General features: G+C 71.7%; 14 protein-coding genes. 11 read left to right on the forward strand and 3 right to left on the reverse strand.

Features of this window, described 5'->3' with window-relative positions; translation table 11 throughout:
- Positions 1-196: 196 nt before the first annotated feature.
- Positions 197-1,015 (reverse strand): DUF3097 domain-containing protein, encoded by an 819-nt coding sequence (locus J0695_RS30395; RefSeq protein WP_206967440.1) that lies wholly within the window; start codon positions 1,013-1,015, stop codon positions 197-199.
- Positions 1,016-1,025: 10 nt separating this feature from the next.
- Positions 1,026-1,748 carry an MBL fold metallo-hydrolase gene (locus tag J0695_RS30400; RefSeq protein ID WP_206967442.1) on the reverse strand — a complete coding sequence of 241 codons (723 nt, stop codon included), beginning with the start codon at positions 1,746-1,748 and terminating at the stop codon, positions 1,026-1,028.
- A 165-nt stretch (positions 1,749-1,913) separates the two neighbouring features.
- Here J0695_RS30400 and hrcA point away from each other — a divergent pair, with 165 nt between their 5' ends.
- The 11 genes from hrcA (at position 1,914) to J0695_RS30455 (ending at position 15,613) form a co-directional block, all read left to right on the forward strand.
- The gene (gene hrcA, locus J0695_RS30405; protein WP_206967444.1) at positions 1,914-2,930 is read left to right on the forward strand and encodes a heat-inducible transcriptional repressor HrcA; all 1,017 of its coding nucleotides are present in this window, start codon (positions 1,914-1,916) and stop codon (positions 2,928-2,930) included.
- Positions 2,931-4,067: a molecular chaperone DnaJ gene (gene dnaJ / locus J0695_RS30410; RefSeq protein WP_206967446.1), complete on the forward strand. Its 1,137-nt coding sequence runs from the start codon at positions 2,931-2,933 to the stop codon at positions 4,065-4,067.
- A gap of 118 nt (positions 4,068-4,185) precedes the next feature.
- Entirely contained in the window at positions 4,186-5,265 is a 1,080-nt protein-coding gene (locus tag J0695_RS30415) for a nitronate monooxygenase (protein ID WP_206967448.1), read from the forward strand.
- Positions 5,266-5,305: 40 nt separating this feature from the next.
- On the forward strand, positions 5,306-6,046 hold the full coding sequence (locus J0695_RS30420; protein ID WP_206967450.1) for a 16S rRNA (uracil(1498)-N(3))-methyltransferase: 741 nt from the start codon (positions 5,306-5,308) through the stop codon (positions 6,044-6,046).
- A 168-nt stretch (positions 6,047-6,214) separates the two neighbouring features.
- Positions 6,215-6,628 carry a hypothetical protein gene (locus J0695_RS30425; protein WP_242553393.1) on the forward strand — a complete coding sequence of 138 codons (414 nt, stop codon included), beginning with the start codon at positions 6,215-6,217 and terminating at the stop codon, positions 6,626-6,628.
- 21 nt (positions 6,629-6,649) lie between these two features.
- Positions 6,650-8,953 (forward strand): ATP-binding protein, encoded by a 2,304-nt coding sequence (locus tag J0695_RS30430; RefSeq protein WP_206967454.1) that lies wholly within the window; start codon positions 6,650-6,652, stop codon positions 8,951-8,953.
- 85 nt (positions 8,954-9,038) lie between these two features.
- Positions 9,039-9,980, forward strand: coding sequence for an ATP-binding protein (locus J0695_RS30435; protein ID WP_206967456.1), 942 nt, complete (start codon positions 9,039-9,041; stop codon positions 9,978-9,980).
- A 10-nt stretch (positions 9,981-9,990) separates the two neighbouring features.
- The gene (locus J0695_RS30440; RefSeq protein WP_307798814.1) at positions 9,991-13,212 is read left to right on the forward strand and encodes a S41 family peptidase; all 3,222 of its coding nucleotides are present in this window, start codon (positions 9,991-9,993) and stop codon (positions 13,210-13,212) included.
- Positions 13,213-13,320: 108 nt separating this feature from the next.
- Positions 13,321-13,680 carry a histidine triad nucleotide-binding protein gene (locus J0695_RS30445; RefSeq protein WP_206967457.1) on the forward strand — a complete coding sequence of 120 codons (360 nt, stop codon included), beginning with the start codon at positions 13,321-13,323 and terminating at the stop codon, positions 13,678-13,680.
- 5 nt (positions 13,681-13,685) lie between these two features.
- Positions 13,686-14,594: a ribonuclease Z gene (locus tag J0695_RS30450; RefSeq protein WP_206967459.1), complete on the forward strand. Its 909-nt coding sequence runs from the start codon at positions 13,686-13,688 to the stop codon at positions 14,592-14,594.
- 14 nt (positions 14,595-14,608) lie between these two features.
- On the forward strand, positions 14,609-15,613 hold the full coding sequence (locus J0695_RS30455) for an adenosine deaminase (RefSeq protein WP_206967461.1): 1,005 nt from the start codon (positions 14,609-14,611) through the stop codon (positions 15,611-15,613).
- Here the strand turns inward: J0695_RS30455 and J0695_RS30460 are convergent.
- Positions 15,577-16,520, reverse strand: a 944-nt coding sequence (locus J0695_RS30460) for an MFS transporter (RefSeq protein ID WP_242553394.1), incomplete at its 5' end; no start/stop codon positions are given. The two genes, J0695_RS30455 and J0695_RS30460, sit on opposite strands and share 37 nt — an antisense overlap.

Here is a 16,520-nt window from a genome sequence, read left to right on the forward strand (position 1 = left end):
GCTTGAGGCGGGGCCATATGGGGAGGGCCGTGCCGTGCTGACTTTGCGGGGGCGGTTGCTGGCCGATGCGGTGGTTCGGGACCTGGTGGATTAGGCGGGTGGTGGGGGCTCCGCCCCGGGCCCCCGTAAGCGACCTTCGGTCGCTTGTCCTCAATCGCCGGACGGGCTTGAATTGCCTGATGGCGGCTTGACTTCGTCAGCTCGTGACGAAGTCGATCAGTTCCTCGACCCTGCCCAGGAGTGCCGGTTCCAGGTCCTTGTACGAGTGCACCCGCGACAGGATGTGCTGCCACGCCGCCCCCGTGTTCTCCGGCCAGCCCAGTGAACGGCAGATGCCCGTCTTCCAGTCCTGGCCGTGCGGGATCCGGGGCCAGGCCGTGATGCCCACGCTCGACGGTTTCACCGCCTCCCAGACGTCGATGTACGGGTGGCCGACGATCAGCGCGTGGTCGCTGGAGACCGCCGCCGCGATACGCGACTCCTTCGAGCCCGGGACCAGGTGGTCGACCAGGACCCCCAGCCGCGCGTCGGCCGCCGGGGCGAACTCCGCGACGATCGCGGGGAGGTCGTCGATGCCCTCCAGGTACTCGACCACCACGCCCTCGATGCGCAGGTCGTCGCCCCAGACCCGCTCCACCAGCTCCGCGTCGTGGCGGCCCTCCACATAGATGCGGCCCGCGCGGGCGACCCGGGCGCGCGCGCCGGGGACCGCGACGGAGCCCGACGCCGTGCGCGTGCGGTCGGGGCGCTGCGGGGACGCGGCTGTGGGACGTACCAGCGTGACCGGACGGCCCTCCAGGAGGAACGCCGACGGGGTCATCGGGAAGACACGGTGCTTGCCGAAGCGGTCCTCCAGCGTGACCGTGGGGCCCTCCGCCGTCTTCTCGCAGCGGATCACCGCACCGCAGAAACCGGTGGCGATCTCCTCGACCACCAGGTCGGGGTCGGCGGGGACAGTGGGGGCGGGAGTCGACTTCTTCCACGGGGGCGTCAAGTCCGCGTTGTAGCTGCGCATTTCGCAGACGCTACGACACCGGGAAGCGCTCGGCCAGCGCATCCCGCTGGGCGCGGACGAACGCGGCGTCGACCACCGCGCCGTGGCCGGGGACATACCGGGCGCTCTCGCCGCCGAGGGCGAGCAGCCGGTCCAGGGCCGCGGGCCACCGGGAGGGGGTCGCGTCGCTGCCCGCCTGCGGTTCGCCCGACTCCTCCACCAGATCTCCGCAGAAGACGACCGGAGGGGTGGTGGGGATCACGGCCACCAGGTCGTGGCCGGAATGTGCGGGGCCGATGTTGGCGAGGAGGACCTGGAGGCCGCCGCCCAGGTCCAGCGTCCACTCGCCGCGGACCGTGTGGTGCGGCCGTACGAGAAGATCGGCGGCCTCTGCCGCCTTGTCCTCCGGGATCCCCTGGCGTACCGCGCCCGCCGCGAGCTCGTCCGCGCTCCGTGCGAACAGGGCGTCGATGCCCGCGGCGCCGTACACCGTGGCGCCCGCGAAGACCGCGGTGCCCAGGACGTGGTCGAAATGGGGGTGGCTGAGAGCGATGTGCGTCACTCTGCGGCCCAGGAGCTGCTCGGCCTGGAGGCGGATCTCGGCACCCTCACCGAGTGTGGAACCTGTGTCGAAGAGGAGCGCCCCGCCCCCGCCGGCCACCAGGCCGACGGTCGCGTCCCAGCCGGGCAGACGGCGTCGGCCGACATCCGGAGCGATCCGTTCCCATCCGTGGTCTTCCCAAGCGACGTCCATACCGCGACGCTATCCCGGGTGGCATGCTCCGTCTCGGCGGCATGTCCGGCCACCCTCCGCCTTGCCGAGGGGCAGCCCGGCCGCCGTACACTGGTCGGATTGCTGGCACTCGAACGCCAAGAGTGCCAGGCAGGTGCCAAGGGACGACAGCTGGAGGTGTGCGCGATGCTCAGTGAACGCAGGCTTGAAGTGCTGCGCGCCATCGTCCAGGACTATGTGGGCACCGAGGAGCCGGTGGGGTCGAAGGCGCTCACCGAGCGGCACAGGCTCGGTGTCTCGCCGGCCACGATCCGCAATGACATGGCGGCCCTGGAGGACGAGGGGTTCATCGCCCAGCCGCACACGAGTGCCGGGCGGATCCCCACCGACAAGGGCTACCGGCTCTTCGTCGACCGCCTCGCGGGCGTCAAGCCGCTGTCGTCGCCCGAGCGGCGCGCGATCCAGAACTTCCTGGACAGCGCGGTCGACCTCGACGACGTGGTGGCGCGGACCGTGCGGCTGCTCGCGCAGCTGACGCGGCAGGTCGCCGTCGTGCAGTACCCGTCGCTCACACGGTCGACGGTGCGGCACGTGGAGCTCCTCTCGCTGTCGCCGGTCCGGCTGATGCTGGTGCTGATCACGGACACCGGCCGGGTCGAGCAGCGCATGATCGACTGCCCGGCCCCCTTCGGGGAGACCTCGCTCGCGGATCTGCGGGCGCGGCTCAACGCACGGGTCGTGGGGCGCCGCTTCGCGGACGTGCCGCAGCTGGTGCAGGACCTGCAGGAGTCCTTCGAGCAGGAGGACCGGGGCACTGTCACGACGGTGCTCGCCACTCTGCTGGAGACCCTGGTCGAGGAGACCGAGGAGCGGCTGATGATCGGCGGCACCTCCAACCTCACCCGTTTCGGGCACGACTTCCCGCTGACGATCCGGCCGGTGCTGGAAGCGCTGGAGGAGCAGGTCGTGCTGCTGAAACTGCTCGGCGAGGCGCAGGACTCAGGCATCACCGTACGTATCGGGCATGAGAATCCCCACGAGGGCCTCACGTCCACATCGGTCGTCGCCGTCGGCTACGGTTCGGGCGACGAGGCAGTCGCCAAACTCGGGGTCGTCGGCCCCACACGCATGGATTACCCGGGAACGATGGGAGCGGTACGCGCAGTGGCACGTTACGTCGGACAGATCCTGGCGGAGTCGTAAGTGGCCACGGACTACTACGCCGTACTCGGCGTGCGCCGCGACGCTTCCCAGGACGAGATCAAGAAGGCCTTCAGGCGCCTCGCCCGCGAGCTTCACCCGGATGTGAATCCGGACCCGAAGACGCAGGAGCGCTTCAAGGAGATCAACGCCGCCTACGAGGTCCTCTCGGACCCCCAGAAGAAGCAGGTCTACGACCTGGGCGGAGACCCGTTGTCCGCCTCGGGCGGAGGCGGCGCCGGTGGCTTCGGCCAGGGCGGCTTCGGCAACTTCTCGGACATCATGGACGCCTTCTTCGGTACGGCGTCCCAGCGCGGGCCCCGGTCGCGGACGCGGCGCGGCCAGGACGCGATGATCCGGCTCGAGATCGACCTGAACGAGGCGGCCTTCGGGACCACCAAGGACATCCAGGTCGACACGGCTGTGGTCTGTACGACCTGCAGCGGTGAGGGCGCGGCACCCGGCACGTCGGCCCAGACGTGTGACATGTGCCGCGGTCGCGGTGAGGTTTCGCAGGTCACCCGGTCCTTCCTGGGCCAGGTCATGACCTCGCGGCCCTGCCCGCAGTGCCAGGGCTTCGGGACCGTCGTCCCGACCCCGTGCCCGGAGTGCGCCGGCGACGGCCGCATCCGGTCGCGTCGCACCCTTACGGTCAAGATCCCGGCCGGTGTCGACAACGGCACCCGCATCCAGCTCGCGGGCGAGGGCGAGGTCGGCCCCGGCGGCGGCCCCGCCGGTGACCTGTACGTGGAGATCCACGAGGTTCCGCACGCGGTGTTCCAGCGGCGGGGCGACGATCTGCACTGCACGGTGACGCTGCCGATGACGGCGGCATCGCTGGGCACGAAGGTGCCGCTGGAGACGCTGGACGGGATGGCGGACATCGACATCCGGCCCGGTACGCAGTCGGGGCAGTCGATCCCGCTGCACCAGCACGGCATCACGCATCTGCGCGGTGGCGGTCGTGGCGACCTCATCGTGCACGTCGAGGTGCTGACGCCCATGAAGATGGACGTGGAGCAGGAGCGGCTGATGCGGGATCTGGCGAAGCTGCGGGGTGAGGAGCGGCCCACCGGGCAGTTCCAGCCGGGGCAGCAGGGCCTGTTCTCACGTCTGAAGGACGCGTTCAACGGGCGTTGAAGACGTCTTCGATTGCCGGACGGGCTATAAATAGCCCGTCCGGCAATCGAGGACGAAAAGGCGACGCGGGTGGGCGGCCAAGTTCGGCCCCGCCCAGGTGGCGTGGCACGATGCCGTTATGTCCTCCGCACTGGCCGACCTCTGTCGGTATCCGATCGTGCAGGCGCCCATGGCCGGCGGCGCCTCCCGGCCGCGGCTGGCCGCCGCGGTGTCCGAGGCCGGGGGGCTCGGGTTCCTCGCCGCCGGGTACAAGACCGCCGACGGCATGTACGAAGAGATCAAACAGTTGCGCGGGCTCACCTCGCAGCCCTTCGGCGTCAACCTCTTCATGCCGCAGCAGGACGCCCCCGACCGGGCCGCCGTGGAGGTCTACCGGCATCAGCTCGCGGGCGAGGCCACCTGGTACGAGACGCCCCTGGTGGATCTCGACGCCTGCGGCGCCGGTGACGACGGATACGAGGCCAAGCTGGCCATCCTCCTCGACGACCCCGTGCCGGTCGTCTCCTTCGCTTTCGGCTGTCCCCCGCGCGATGTGCTCGACGCCTTCGACCGGGCGGGTACGTACACGATCGTCACGGTCACCACGCCCGAGGAGGCGCAGACCGCCCAGTGGTGCGGCGCCGACGCGGTGTGCGCACAGGGGATCGAGGCGGGCGGTCACCAGTCCACGCACCGCGACGACCTGCGGCCGGACATGGGCGCCGCAGGGTTCGGGCTGATCTCGCTGGTCGCGCAGGTGCGCGAGACCGTGCCGCTGCCGATCGTGGCGGCGGGCGGGCTGATGCGCGGGTCGCAGATCGCGGCCGTGATGGCGGCGGGCGCGGAGGCCGCGCAGCTGGGGACGGCGTTCCTGGTCTGTCCGGAGTCCGGTGCGAACGTGCTGCACAAGCAGGCGCTGACCAATCCGCTGTTCGTACGGACCGAGCTCACCCGGGCCTTCTCCGGCCGGCCCGCACGCGGGCTCGTCAACCGGTTCATGCGCGAGCACGGGCCTTACGCGCCGGCCGCGTACCCCCAGGTGCACCACCTCACGGCAGGGCTGCGCAAGGCGGCCGCCGGGGTCGGCGACGCGCAGGGCATGGCGCTCTGGGCGGGGCAGGGGCACCGCCAGGCGCGGGAACTGCCCGCAGGGCAGCTGGTCGAGCTGCTGGCGAGTGAACTGGACGCGGCGCGGACAGCGTTGGGTCCGGGAGTCTGAACGTGTACGTGAAGAGGAACACAAGGGCGGGGAGTGCGGGATGACGGCGCCGGTTTTCGTGGTGGACCGTATCGAGGCGGGGCCGGGCGGCGGGTACGTACTGGACGGCCCCGAGGGGCGGCACGCCGTGTCGGTCAAGCGGCTGCAGGTGGGTGAGGCAGTAGTCCTCACCGACGGCAGCGGGCGGTGGGCTGACTGCGTCGTCCTCGCGGCCGAGGGCAAGGACCGGCTGACCCTGCGGCTCGACGCCGTCACGGACGAGCCGGCGCCGGAGCCCCGGATCACCGTCGTACAGGCGCTGCCCAAGGGCGACCGCGGGGAGGTCGCCGTCGAGACCATGACCGAGGTCGGTGTCGACGCGATCGTGCCGTGGCAGGCCTCGCGCTGCATCACGCAGTGGAAGGGCGACCGGGGCGCCAAGTCCCTTGCCAAGTGGCGGAACACGGCACGCGAGGCGGGCAAGCAGTCGCGCCGGGTGCGGTTTCCCGAGGTGGCCGACGCGCTGAGCACGAAGCAGGTGGCGGCGCTGCTCGCCACGGCCGACTTCGCTGCCGTACTGCACGAGGAGGGGACCGTCTCGCTGGCCGCCGCCCAACTGCCGGCCGAGGGGTCGATCGTGCTCGTCGTGGGTCCCGAGGGAGGCGTCTCGCCCGATGAGCTGAACGCCTTCGCAGAGGCGGGCGCCAAGCCGTACGTGCTGGGCCCGACCGTGCTGCGTACCTCCACCGCGGGCACCGCGGCCGCCGCGCTGCTTTTGGGGCGCACCGGCCGCTGGATGTGACCGCCCGCAGGACTTGACCGGACAGAGTCTGTCGCAGGCGGCCCCGGCGGTGGGACCCTGCCCTGTATGCGGGCATTGAGGCGCTTGAGATACGGGCGGGGCCTCGCGGCAACCGGTGTTGCCGCAGCGGTGGTTGTGGCGGCAGCCGCCTGTGATCCGGTGGGCGGGATGAACTCCGCCTCCGTCGCCTACACCACCGACCAGATGGCCACCAAGGTGCTGGAACGCGCCGGGGTGAAGGTCAACTGGCTGAGCTGCACGGCGACCGTCTCCGGCGGGGGCACCGCGACGCCGACCGCCTCGCCCAGCAGGGCGACCGTCGACTGCCAGGGCCGTACCTCCGACGGCAAGGACATCACCGTCAAGGGGACAGTGACCTATGTACGCGACGGATCGTGCGTGCGCGGACACCTGACCGGGAAGGTCGGCGCGAAGACCATGTTCACGGCCAGCGTGCTCGGGGACTGCAACGCGGCGCCCTCCGGCGGGAGTTCACGCAGGACGACGCCACCGGCCGGTGGTGGAGGGCAGCCTGCCGTCACCGTGACGGTCACTGTTACCGAGTACCCCCAGGGCAAGTGAGACCGCGCCTAATATGGGCACATGGCGGAAACCGTCTGGGCATGGCAGCGCGGTGAACTCCCCAGTGAGATGACGAGTTTCATCGGCCGGGAGTCGGAGGTCAACGGTGTGCTGGCGCTGTTCGGCGCGGCACGGATGGTGACCCTGCTCGGTCCCGGAGGCGTGGGGAAGACCCGTATCGCAGTGCGGGCGGCCGCCTCCATGGCCTCTCAATTCCGGGACGGCATACGGATGGTGGAGCTTGCCGGGGTGCGCGACGGCGAGCTGCTGCCGCACGCCGTCGGGGCCGCTTTCGGTTTGCCGGAGGTGCCGGGGCGCAGCCCGCTGGACACCGTGGTGGAGTTTCTGCGCGAGGAGCAGTCGCTGCTGGTCCTCGACACCTGTGAGCATCTGGTCGATGTGTGCGCGCTGTTCGCCGAGATCCTGCTGACTTCATGCCCGGGGCTGCGCCTGCTGCTGACCAGCCGGCAGGCGCTGGACGTGCCCGCCGAACACACGCTTACGGTCGCGCCCCTCGAACAGGACGAAGCTGTACGGCTGTTCGTCGACCGGGCTGCCGCCGCCAGACCCGGGTTCGCCCTCGACGGGAGCAACCGCGAGCAGGTGGCCGCCGTCTGCCGGCGACTCGACGGGATTCCACTCGCCCTGGAACTGGCCGCCGTACGGCTGCGGGCACTCCCGCTCGAACAGGTGCTTCGCCGGCTGGAAGACCGCTTCCGCGGGCTCGGCGGGGGCCGGTCGACCCACCCCCGCCATCAGACGCTTCGTACCGCCATCGACTGGAGCCACGACCTGTGCACCCCCGAGGAGCGGGCGCTGTGGGCGCGGCTTTCCGTCTTCGCCGGGGGCTTCGACGTGGACGCGGCCGAACAGGTCTGCGCGGAGACCGACGCGGAGGCCATCGACATCGTCGACCACCTCATCGGGCTGGTCGACAAGTCCATCGTGGTCCGGCGGGAGGGCGAGGGCGACGACCGCTACACGATGCTCGACACGATCCGTGAGTACGGCGGCGAGCGGCTCGCGGCATCGGGCGAGAGCCAGGTGTTCGCCCGCCGTCACCGTGACCGCTGTCTGAGGCTCGCCCGCGAGGGGAGCGCCGTCTGGTACGGGCCCGCGCAGGTCGAGTGGACCCACCGCTTCGAGCGGGAGATCGACAACTTCCGTACTGCCATGGAGTGGTCCCTCTCCGTGCCCGGCGCGGAGGCGGACGGGGTGGCCATCGCCGCGTCGCTCGAAGGGCTCTGGTTCGGCCGCGGCATGGTCGCCGAAGGGATCCGCTGGTGCGACCGGATGCTCGCGGCCGGAGCGGGCGATCCGCTGGACCGGGCCCGGCTGCGCTTCCAGCGCGCGACGTGCACGATCATCGGCGGCGATCCGCGGGGTGCGGTCGACGAGTACATCCGGGCGGCCGAGGAGCACGAGCGGTTGGGGGACCGCACCCGCTGGATCATGTGCCTGGTCCATCTCGGTACGGCGTACCTCCTCGCAGGCGACGAGGAGAACGCACAGCGGATCAACGACCTGAACGGGCCGCTCGTGGCGGAACTGGCCAATCCCCTCCTCCTCTCACGGCACTTCAGGAACACCGGTCTCCTCGCGGCCCGGCAGGGCGACAGCGCCACCGGCGAGGCACTGCTGCTGCGCGGCCTCGAGGTCTCCCCGCCCGGGGAGGTCTGGGCGGCGAGCCTCACCCGGAGCCTGCTCGCCATCGCCCAGATCATGGCCGGCGATGTCGACAGTGCGCAGACGACGATCCAGGAAGCGCTGCGGAACTCCTCGCGGCTGCCGGACATGTTCGGCGTCGGCAACCAGACGATGGTGCTGGGATGGGTCGCCACCGCCCAGGGGCGGTTCGAGGAGGCGGCGGTCCTGGCGGGCTGCGCGCAGAGCGTCCGGCGCGGCGGGGTCGCGCACATGGCGGGCGACCCGAAACTGCTCGCCATGGACGCGGCGTTCCGGCGGAAGGCCGTAGAGGCCCTGGGGGAGCGCGAGTTCGCCAGGCTCAGAGCGGTGGGCGAGGGGATGGAGCTTCGCCAGGCGCTGGCTTTCGCGCTGGGGGACCCGCCGGTCGCCGCGGACCTCGTCGATGCGGCCGTACGGACGCTCGCCGCCCTCACCCGGCGCGAGCGCGAGGTGGCCGCCCTCGTCCACCAGGGGCTGTCCAACCGGGAGATCGCGGAGAAGCTCGTCATCTCCAAGCGGACCGCCGACGCGCACGTCGAGCACATCCTCGCCAAGCTCGGCTTCGGTTCGCGCGGGGAGATCGCCGCCCTCGTACGCGCCGAGAACGCCCGCGCCGAACTCTCCGGCGGGCCTACCTAGGTAGGGGTTCAGCTGGTGTTTTAGGTATGCGGATCTTCGGCCTCCGCACGCGCGCACCCGGCCGTGCGCCCGCCACGCTGTCTCCATGTGCGCAGCTCAGTCAAGCCCCAGGCAGAACCCGCAGCTCTCCACGCTCCTCGACCGGCTCGCCTCGACCCGGCTGGTCACCCTCACCGGGCCGGCCGGCGTCGGCAAGTCCCATCTGGCCGCCCGGATCGCCGAGTCCATCGAGCTCCCCGTCTTCCGGGCCGACCTCTCGGCCTGCCAGGACGCCGCCCTGGTGCCGCACGCCGTGGCCGCCGCCCTGCACACCTCGCCCGAGCAGGGCGCCGATCCGGTGCACGCGGTGCTCCAGCTGCTGTCGCGGCGGCGCGGGCTGCTCGTCCTGGAGACCTGCGAGCACGTGCTGACGGGGTGCGCGTACCTCGTCGGCAGACTGCACGACCACTGCCCCCAGCTGCAGATACTGACCACCAGCCGCAAGGCGCTCGGCGTACCGGGCGAACAGCCCGTCGCCCTGCGGCCGTTGCCGCCCGAAGCGACCGTGGGAATGCTCACCGAGAAGGCCGCCACGCAGGGCGTCGACCTGCCCAGGTACTGGGGCCGGCTCCTCGCCCAGCGCCTCGACGGCGACCCGCTCTCCATCCTGCTCGCCGCGCGTTCCCTGCGCCTGATGCCCGCGCAGCGGCTGTACGCCAGCCTCGCCGTCCCCGGCGGCCGCTTCACCGTCCTCACCGACGGACCCAAGGATCCGCCCCGCCACCGGAGTCTGCTGCGGGCCATCGAGTGGAGCCACGAGCTGTGCACCAGGGCCGAGCGGCTGCTGTGGGCGCGCATCTCCGCCTTCGACGGCACCTTCACCGAGGAGCAGGTGCGTACCGTCTTCGCGGGCGGCTCCGAATTCGCCTCGCTGGTGCGGTCGTCGGTGGTCATCCCGCAGGACGCGGCGGCCGTGCCGGGCTCCTACCGGCTGCCGCTCGCGCACCGTGAGTACGGACAGCTGCGGCTGGCCGGGCTCGGCGACTAATCTGATCAGTGTGACGACGCAGACGGCCTATCTCCGGTATCCGCATGTCCAGGGCGAGTTGATCGCCTTCACCGCAGAGGACGACGTCTGGGTGGCGCCGCTCGACGGCGGCCGTGCCTGGCGCGTCAGCGCCGACAACAGACCTGTCAGCCAGCCCCGGATATCCCCCGACGGTTCCTCCGTCGCGTGGACCTCGACGCGCGACGGGGCGCCCGAGGTGCATGTCGCGCCGGTCGACGGGGGACCCTCCGAGCGGCTCACCTACTGGGGGGACGCGCGGACGTCGGTACGCGGCTGGACCCCGGGCGGCGAGGTCCTCGCCATCAGTACGTACGGACAGGTCTCCCTGCGCCGCAGCTGGGCGCGCGCGATCCCGCTCGACGGCGGACCCGCGACCACCCTGCCCTACGGGCCCGTCGGCGGCCTCGCCTACGGGCCGGACGAGAAGGTGCTGCTCCTCTCGGCGACCATGGGGCGCGAGGCGGCGGCATGGAAGCGCTACCGGGGCGGTACGGCAGGGAAGTTGTGGATCGGTGAGGGGGACTCCTTCGCCCGGGTCCACTCCGACCTCGACGGCAACATCGAATGCGCGATGTGGGCGGGCGACCGTATCGCCTTCCTCTCCGACCACGAGGGCGTCGGCGCGGTCTACTCCTCGCTCCCCGACGGCTCGGACCTCCGCCGCCACACGCCGGTCGACAGCTTCTACGCCCGGCACGCCACCACCGACGGCACACGCGTCGTGTACGCGTCCGCCGGCGAGCTCTGGCTCATCGACGACCTCTCCGCCGCGACGGAACCCCGCCGCATCGAGATCCGCCTCGGCGGCCAGCGCGCCGACCTCCAGCCACACCCCCTGCACGCCGGCCACCAGCAGGTCACCGCATCGCCCGACCACACCGGGCGCGGCAGCGCGGTCCTGGTCCGCGGCACGGTGCACTGGCTGACCCACCGCGAGGGCCCGTCCCGCGCACTGGCCGCCGAACCCGGCGTACGGGCCCGGCTGCCGCACACCTTCCGGGTGGACGGCGACGAGCAGGTGGTCTGGGTGACGGACGCGGACGGCGAGGACGCCCTCGAATTCGCCCCGGCGACCGGTGCCGCCCCCGGCTCGACGCCCCGCAGGCTGGCGGGCGGGCAGCTCGGCCGCGTACTGAACCTGGCGGTGGCGCCCGATGGCGGACGGGTCGCGGTCGCCTCGCACGACGGGCGTGTCCTGCTCGTGGACCGCACGTCGGGCGACGTACGGGAAGTGGACCGCAGCGACAACGGCGACGCGAGAGGCCTCGTCTTCTCGCCCGACTCCGGCTGGCTCGCCTGGTCGCACCCGGGCCCCGGCGACCTGCGCCAGCTGAGGATCGCCGACACCGGGAACCTCGCCGTCACCGAGGCGACGCCCCTGCGCTTCAAGGACTACCAGCCCGCCTTCACCCTCGACGGACTGCATCTCGCCTTCCTCTCCGAGCGGGCCTTCGACCCGGTCTACGACGCGCACGTCTTCGACCTGTCGTTCGCCGTCAGCTGCCGCCCGCACCTCATCACCCTCGCCGCGACGACGCCCTCGCCCTTCGGACCGCAGCGCCACGGCCGCCCCTTCGAGGCCGACAAGGAGAAGAAGTCCGACGACGGCGGGGACGGTACGGAGGAGAGCGCGGCCCCCGTCACCCGTATCGACCTGGAAGGACTCGCGGGCCGGATCATCCCCTTCCCGGTGGAGGCCGCCCGCTACTCGACCCTGCGCGCCGCCAAGGACGGTGTGCTGTGGCTGCGCCACCCGGTCCGCGGTGTGCTCGGCACGACGCGCGCGACCCCCGACGACCCGGGGCCCACCACCGGTCTTGAGCGCTACGACCTGGTCCAGCTGCGGATCGAGGAACTGGCCGACGACGTCGACCACTTCGCGGTGAGCGGCGACGGCAAGCGGGTGCTGCTGCGCGGCGACGGCAAGCTCAGGCTCGTACCGTCCGACCGCCGTGCCTCCAAGGACGACGACAGCGACAGCAACATCACCGTCGATGTGTCCCGGGTGCGGCACACCATCGACCCGGCCGCCGAATGGCGCCAGATGTACGACGAGGCCGGCCGCATCATGCGGGACAACTTCTGGCGCCCCGACATGGGCGGCGTCGACTGGGCCGGGGTCCTCGACCGCTACCGTCCTGTTCTCGCCCGCGTCGCCACCCACAACGACCTCACCGACCTCCTCTGGGAGGTGCACGGCGAACTGGGCACCTCGCACGCCTATGTCACCCCGAGGGGCGGCTGGGGCTCGGAGGTCACCCGGCAGGGGCTGCTGGGGGCCGACATCTCCCGTTCCGAGGACGGCAGTTGGCGCATCGACCGGATCCTCCCCACCGAGACGTCCGACCCGCACGCCCACTCCCCGCTCACCGCGCCGGGCGTCGCGGTCCGCCCCGGCGATGTGATCCTGGCCGTGGACAGCCGCCCGGTGGACACGGTGACCGGCCCTGGTCCGCTCCTCACCGGCTCCGCGGGCAAGCCCGTCGAGCTCACCATCGCCCCCGCGGGCGGTGGCGAGGTGCGCCACGTGGTCGTCGTACCGACGGCGGACGAGGAGGCGCTGCGCTACCACGACTGGGTCGCGGACCGGCGCGCGTACGTCCATGAACACTCCGGCGGCCGCCTCGGCTATCTCCACGTCCCCGACATGGTCGGCTCCGGCTGGGCCCAGCTCCACCGCGACCTGCGGGTCGAAGTGGCCCGCGACGGCCTGGTGGTGGACGTACGGGAGAACCGCGGCGGCCACACCTCCCAGCTCGTCGTGGAGAAGCTCGCCCGCCGCATCGTCGGCTGGGACCTGCCGCGCGGGATGCAGCCCTTCAGCTATCCGGCGGACGCGCCGCGCGGTCCGGTGGTCGCCGTCGCCAACGAGTTCTCCGGCTCGGACGGGGACATCGTGAACGCCGCGATCAAGGCATTGAAGATCGGCCCGGTGGTCGGCACCCGCACCTGGGGCGGCGTCATCGGCATCGACAGCCGCTACCGGCTCGTCGACGGGACGCTGGTCACCCAGCCCAAGTACTCCTTCTGGCTGGAAGGACAGGGCTGGGGCGTCGAGAACTACGGCGTCGACCCGGACGTCGAGGTGGTCATGACCCCGCAGGACCATGCGGCGGGCCGCGACCCCCAGCTCGACGAGGCGATCAGGATCGCGCTGGCGGAGCTGGAGACGAACCCGGCGAAGAAGGCGCCGGAGCTGCCGGGGCTGTGACGGGCCGTGAGGCGGGGGTGGCAAGGAACCGCGCCCCCGCCCCCGCCCCCGTATCCGCCCGATAGGCTTCCGGCACAACCGATCACCAGCGACCGAGGAGGGCGGGTCATGGCGGGAGAGCCGCAGACCGACTGCCTGTTCTGCAAGATTGTCTCGGGGGACATCCCGGCGACCTTCGTGCGGGAGAGCGAGACCACCGTCGCCTTTCGCGACATCAACCCGCAGGCGCCGACGCACATCCTGGTGATTCCCCGGGTCCACTACCCGGACGCCGCTTCGCTCGCCGCCGCCGAACCGCAGATCGCCGCGGACGTGCTGCGGGAGGCCGGACAGGTCGCCGCCGACGAGAAGATCGAGGCGAACGGCTACCGGGTCGTCTTCAACACCGGCGCAGGCGCCGGACAGACCGTTTTCCACGCGCACGCCCATGTGCTCGGCGGGCGCGGTCTCAACTGGCCGCCCGGATAAGCGCGTTGTCCGTACGAGAGCTGGTCGTGCTCGGGACCGCCAGCCAGGTCCCGACCCGGCACCGCAACCACAACGGCTACTTCCTGCGCTGGGACAGCCAGGGGATCCTGTTCGATCCCGGTGAGGGCACGCAGCGGCAGATGCTGCACGCGGGCGTCGCCGCGCACGACATCGACCGGATGTGCGTCACGCACTTCCACGGCGATCACTCGCTGGGGCTCGCCGGTGTCATCCAGCGGATCAACCTGGATCAGGTTCCGCATCCCGTCACGGCGCACTATCCGGCGAGCGGGCGGCACTTCTTCGAGCGGCTGCGGTACTCCACCGCCTACCGCGAGTCCGTGCAGCTCGTGCAGGCTCCCGTGGACGGCGAAGGCGGGGTGCTGGCCGAGACCCCCTCGTACCGCCTTGAAGCGCGGCGGCTCTCGCATCCCGTCGAGTCGTACGGCTACCGGCTCGTCGAGCCCGACGGGCGGCGGATGCTGCCCGAGAAGCTCGCAGAGGCCGGGATCAGGGGACCCGACGTCGGGCTGCTGCAGCGCGAGGGCGCCGTCGGCGACATCACGCTGGAGCAGGTCAGCGAGGTGCGGCGCGGGCAGCGGTTCGCGTTCGTGATGGATACGCGGCTCTGCGACGGGGTCTTCGCGCTGGCCGAGGGGTGCGATCTGCTCGTCATCGAGTCGACGTTCCTGGACGAGGATGTGCGGCTGGCCAAGGATCATGGGCATCTGACCGCGGGGCAGGCTGCGCGGGTCGCCCGGGACGCGGGTGTGCGTCATCTCGTACTGACCCATTTCTCGCAGCGCTACTCCGACCCGGAGGAGTTCGAGCGGCAGGCGCGGGCCGCGGGGTACGAGGGCGAGCTCACCGTCGCCCGCGACCTCGACCGGATTCCGCTTCCCAAGCGTCTCTGACCTACGCTTTTGGGATGTCACATCCCGCACCCCTCCCCAAGGCCGAGCTGCACCTGCACATCGAGGGCACCCTGGAGCCCGAGCTCGCCTTCGCGCTCGCCGCACGCAACGGCGTCGAGCTGCCGTACGCCACCGCCGAAGAGCTGCGGAGCGCGTACGCCTTCGACGACCTGCAGTCCTTCCTGGATCTGTACTACGCGCTGATGGCCGTGCTCAGGACCGAGCAGGACTTCGAGGAGCTCGCCGACGCCTATCTCGCGCGGGCCGCCGAGCAGGGTGTGCGGCACGCGGAGATCTTCTTCGACCCGCAGGCCCACACCGCGCGCGGTGTGGAGATCGGCACCGTCATCGACGGGCTCTCGCGGGCGCTGGACAGGAGCCAGGAGCGGCACGGGGTCTCCACCCGGCTGATCCTCTGCTTCCTGCGCGACCAGCCCGTCGAGTCCGCGATGGAGACCCTCCACTCGGCCGTTCCGTACCTGGACAAGTTCGTCGCGGTCGGGCTCGACTCGGCGGAGGTCGGCAACCCGGCGTCGAAGTTCGCCGACGTGTACGAGGAGGCCTCCGCGCTCGGGCTGCGCCGCGTCGCGCACGCCGGTGAGGAGGGCGACCCCTCGTACATCTGGGAGGCCCTGGACGTGCTGGGCGTGGAGCGCATCGACCACGGGCTGCGCTGTGTGGAGGACCCGGAGCTCGTGAAGCGGCTGGTGTTCTCGCGCATCCCGCTGACGCTCTGCCCGCTCTCCAACGTACGGCTGCGGACCATCGACACCCTCGCCGACCACCCGCTGCCCAAGATGCTCGCCGTCGGCCTGATGTGCACCCTCAACTCCGACGACCCGGCCTACTTCGGCGGGTACGCGGGCGACACCTTCGACGCGGTCCGCGCCGAACTCGGGATCAAGGACGAGCAGCTGCGCGAGCTGGCCAGGAACTCCTTCCTGGCCAGCTTCCTGGACGACGACGAGGAGCTGCGGGCGCGCTACCTGGCCGAGGTCGAGGCGTACGTCTTCGCCTGATCCCTTTCGCCGGCGCGCCGGGTACGGATCTTGAGCGGCCGGGGCGGCAGTGCGGTGACCTCGATCTCGGTCACCTGCTGCTCGGGGGCGCCCAGCTGCGGGACCGTACCGGGCGTCGCACCCGTGGTCGCCGACAGCAGCGCCGCTGCTGCGCCGCCCCTGCGGCGTACCGCTCCGGGGACCAGCGGGCGGCCCGCGGTGTGCAGGGCGACCGCCGTCATCGGGACGGCGAGCAGGAGGAGGGTCACGCAGAGGATCTGGCCCATCGCGGGGAAGCCCGCGTGCGCGGCGAGCGTGGACCCGGCGACAGGACCGCAGGCCGTGCCGAGCGAGGACGCGGAGCCGACCAGGACCGCCCAGCGGCCGCGCGGGTCCAGCGAAGCGGCCAGGCCGATGAGGTACGAGAGGACCACCGGGTAGATCGCGTTCCAGGCGATCTCGCCCGTCGCGAAGGACGCCAGGTCGTGGGCGGACGCGGCCAGCGCGATGCAGCCGGCGATGACCGCTGTGCCCGCGCCGATCGGCAGCGCCCGGCCCAGACGTGCGCCGAGCGCGCTCGCCGCCGTCACGCCGAGGAGGCCCGCGCCGAGCCCGGCCGCGAAGACCGCGCCGACGGTGACCTCGCCGAGGCCGGCCTGGTCGAGCCCGATCCGGCTGCTGACACCCCAGAGGGAGTTCTGGGCGAGCGACCAGAGCGCGATGGTGCCCGCCAGGACGAGTCCGCCGCGGAGGTACGGGAGCGGGGTGCGGGGACCCGGGCCCGGTCCCGACTGGTGGTGCGCGGTAGGGAGCCGGCCCGCCGCGGGCCAGGCGCACGCCGCCATTGCGGCCAGCGCCAGGAACGGGATGCGGTGGCCGCCGCCGAGGTGGGGGATCGTCAGATACAGCGCCCCCGCGGTGGCCGAGA

Source organism: Streptomyces beijiangensis (genome assembly GCF_017315755.1).
GTDB lineage: Bacteria > Actinomycetota > Actinomycetes > Streptomycetales > Streptomycetaceae > Streptomyces > Streptomyces beijiangensis.

Excerpts from the sequence above, each read along its gene's own strand:
- J0695_RS30420 (WP_206967450.1), top strand. The coding sequence starts at position 5,306 with ATGACGGCGCCGGTTTTCGTGGTGGACCGTATCGAGGCGGGGCCGGGC.
- J0695_RS30395 (WP_206967440.1), bottom strand. The coding sequence starts at position 1,015 with ATGCGCAGCTACAACGCGGACTTGACGCCCCCGTGGAAGAAGTCGACT.
- hrcA (WP_206967444.1), top strand. The coding sequence starts at position 1,914 with ATGCTCAGTGAACGCAGGCTTGAAGTGCTGCGCGCCATCGTCCAGGAC.
- J0695_RS30455 (WP_206967461.1), top strand. The coding sequence starts at position 14,609 with ATGTCACATCCCGCACCCCTCCCCAAGGCCGAGCTGCACCTGCACATC.
- J0695_RS30400 (WP_206967442.1), bottom strand. The coding sequence starts at position 1,748 with ATGGACGTCGCTTGGGAAGACCACGGATGGGAACGGATCGCTCCGGAT.
- J0695_RS30430 (WP_206967454.1), top strand. The coding sequence starts at position 6,650 with ATGGCGGAAACCGTCTGGGCATGGCAGCGCGGTGAACTCCCCAGTGAG.
- J0695_RS30415 (WP_206967448.1), top strand. The coding sequence starts at position 4,186 with ATGTCCTCCGCACTGGCCGACCTCTGTCGGTATCCGATCGTGCAGGCG.
- J0695_RS30425 (WP_242553393.1), top strand. The coding sequence starts at position 6,215 with ATGAACTCCGCCTCCGTCGCCTACACCACCGACCAGATGGCCACCAAG.
- J0695_RS30445 (WP_206967457.1), top strand. The coding sequence starts at position 13,321 with ATGGCGGGAGAGCCGCAGACCGACTGCCTGTTCTGCAAGATTGTCTCG.
- J0695_RS30435 (WP_206967456.1), top strand. The coding sequence starts at position 9,039 with ATGTGCGCAGCTCAGTCAAGCCCCAGGCAGAACCCGCAGCTCTCCACG.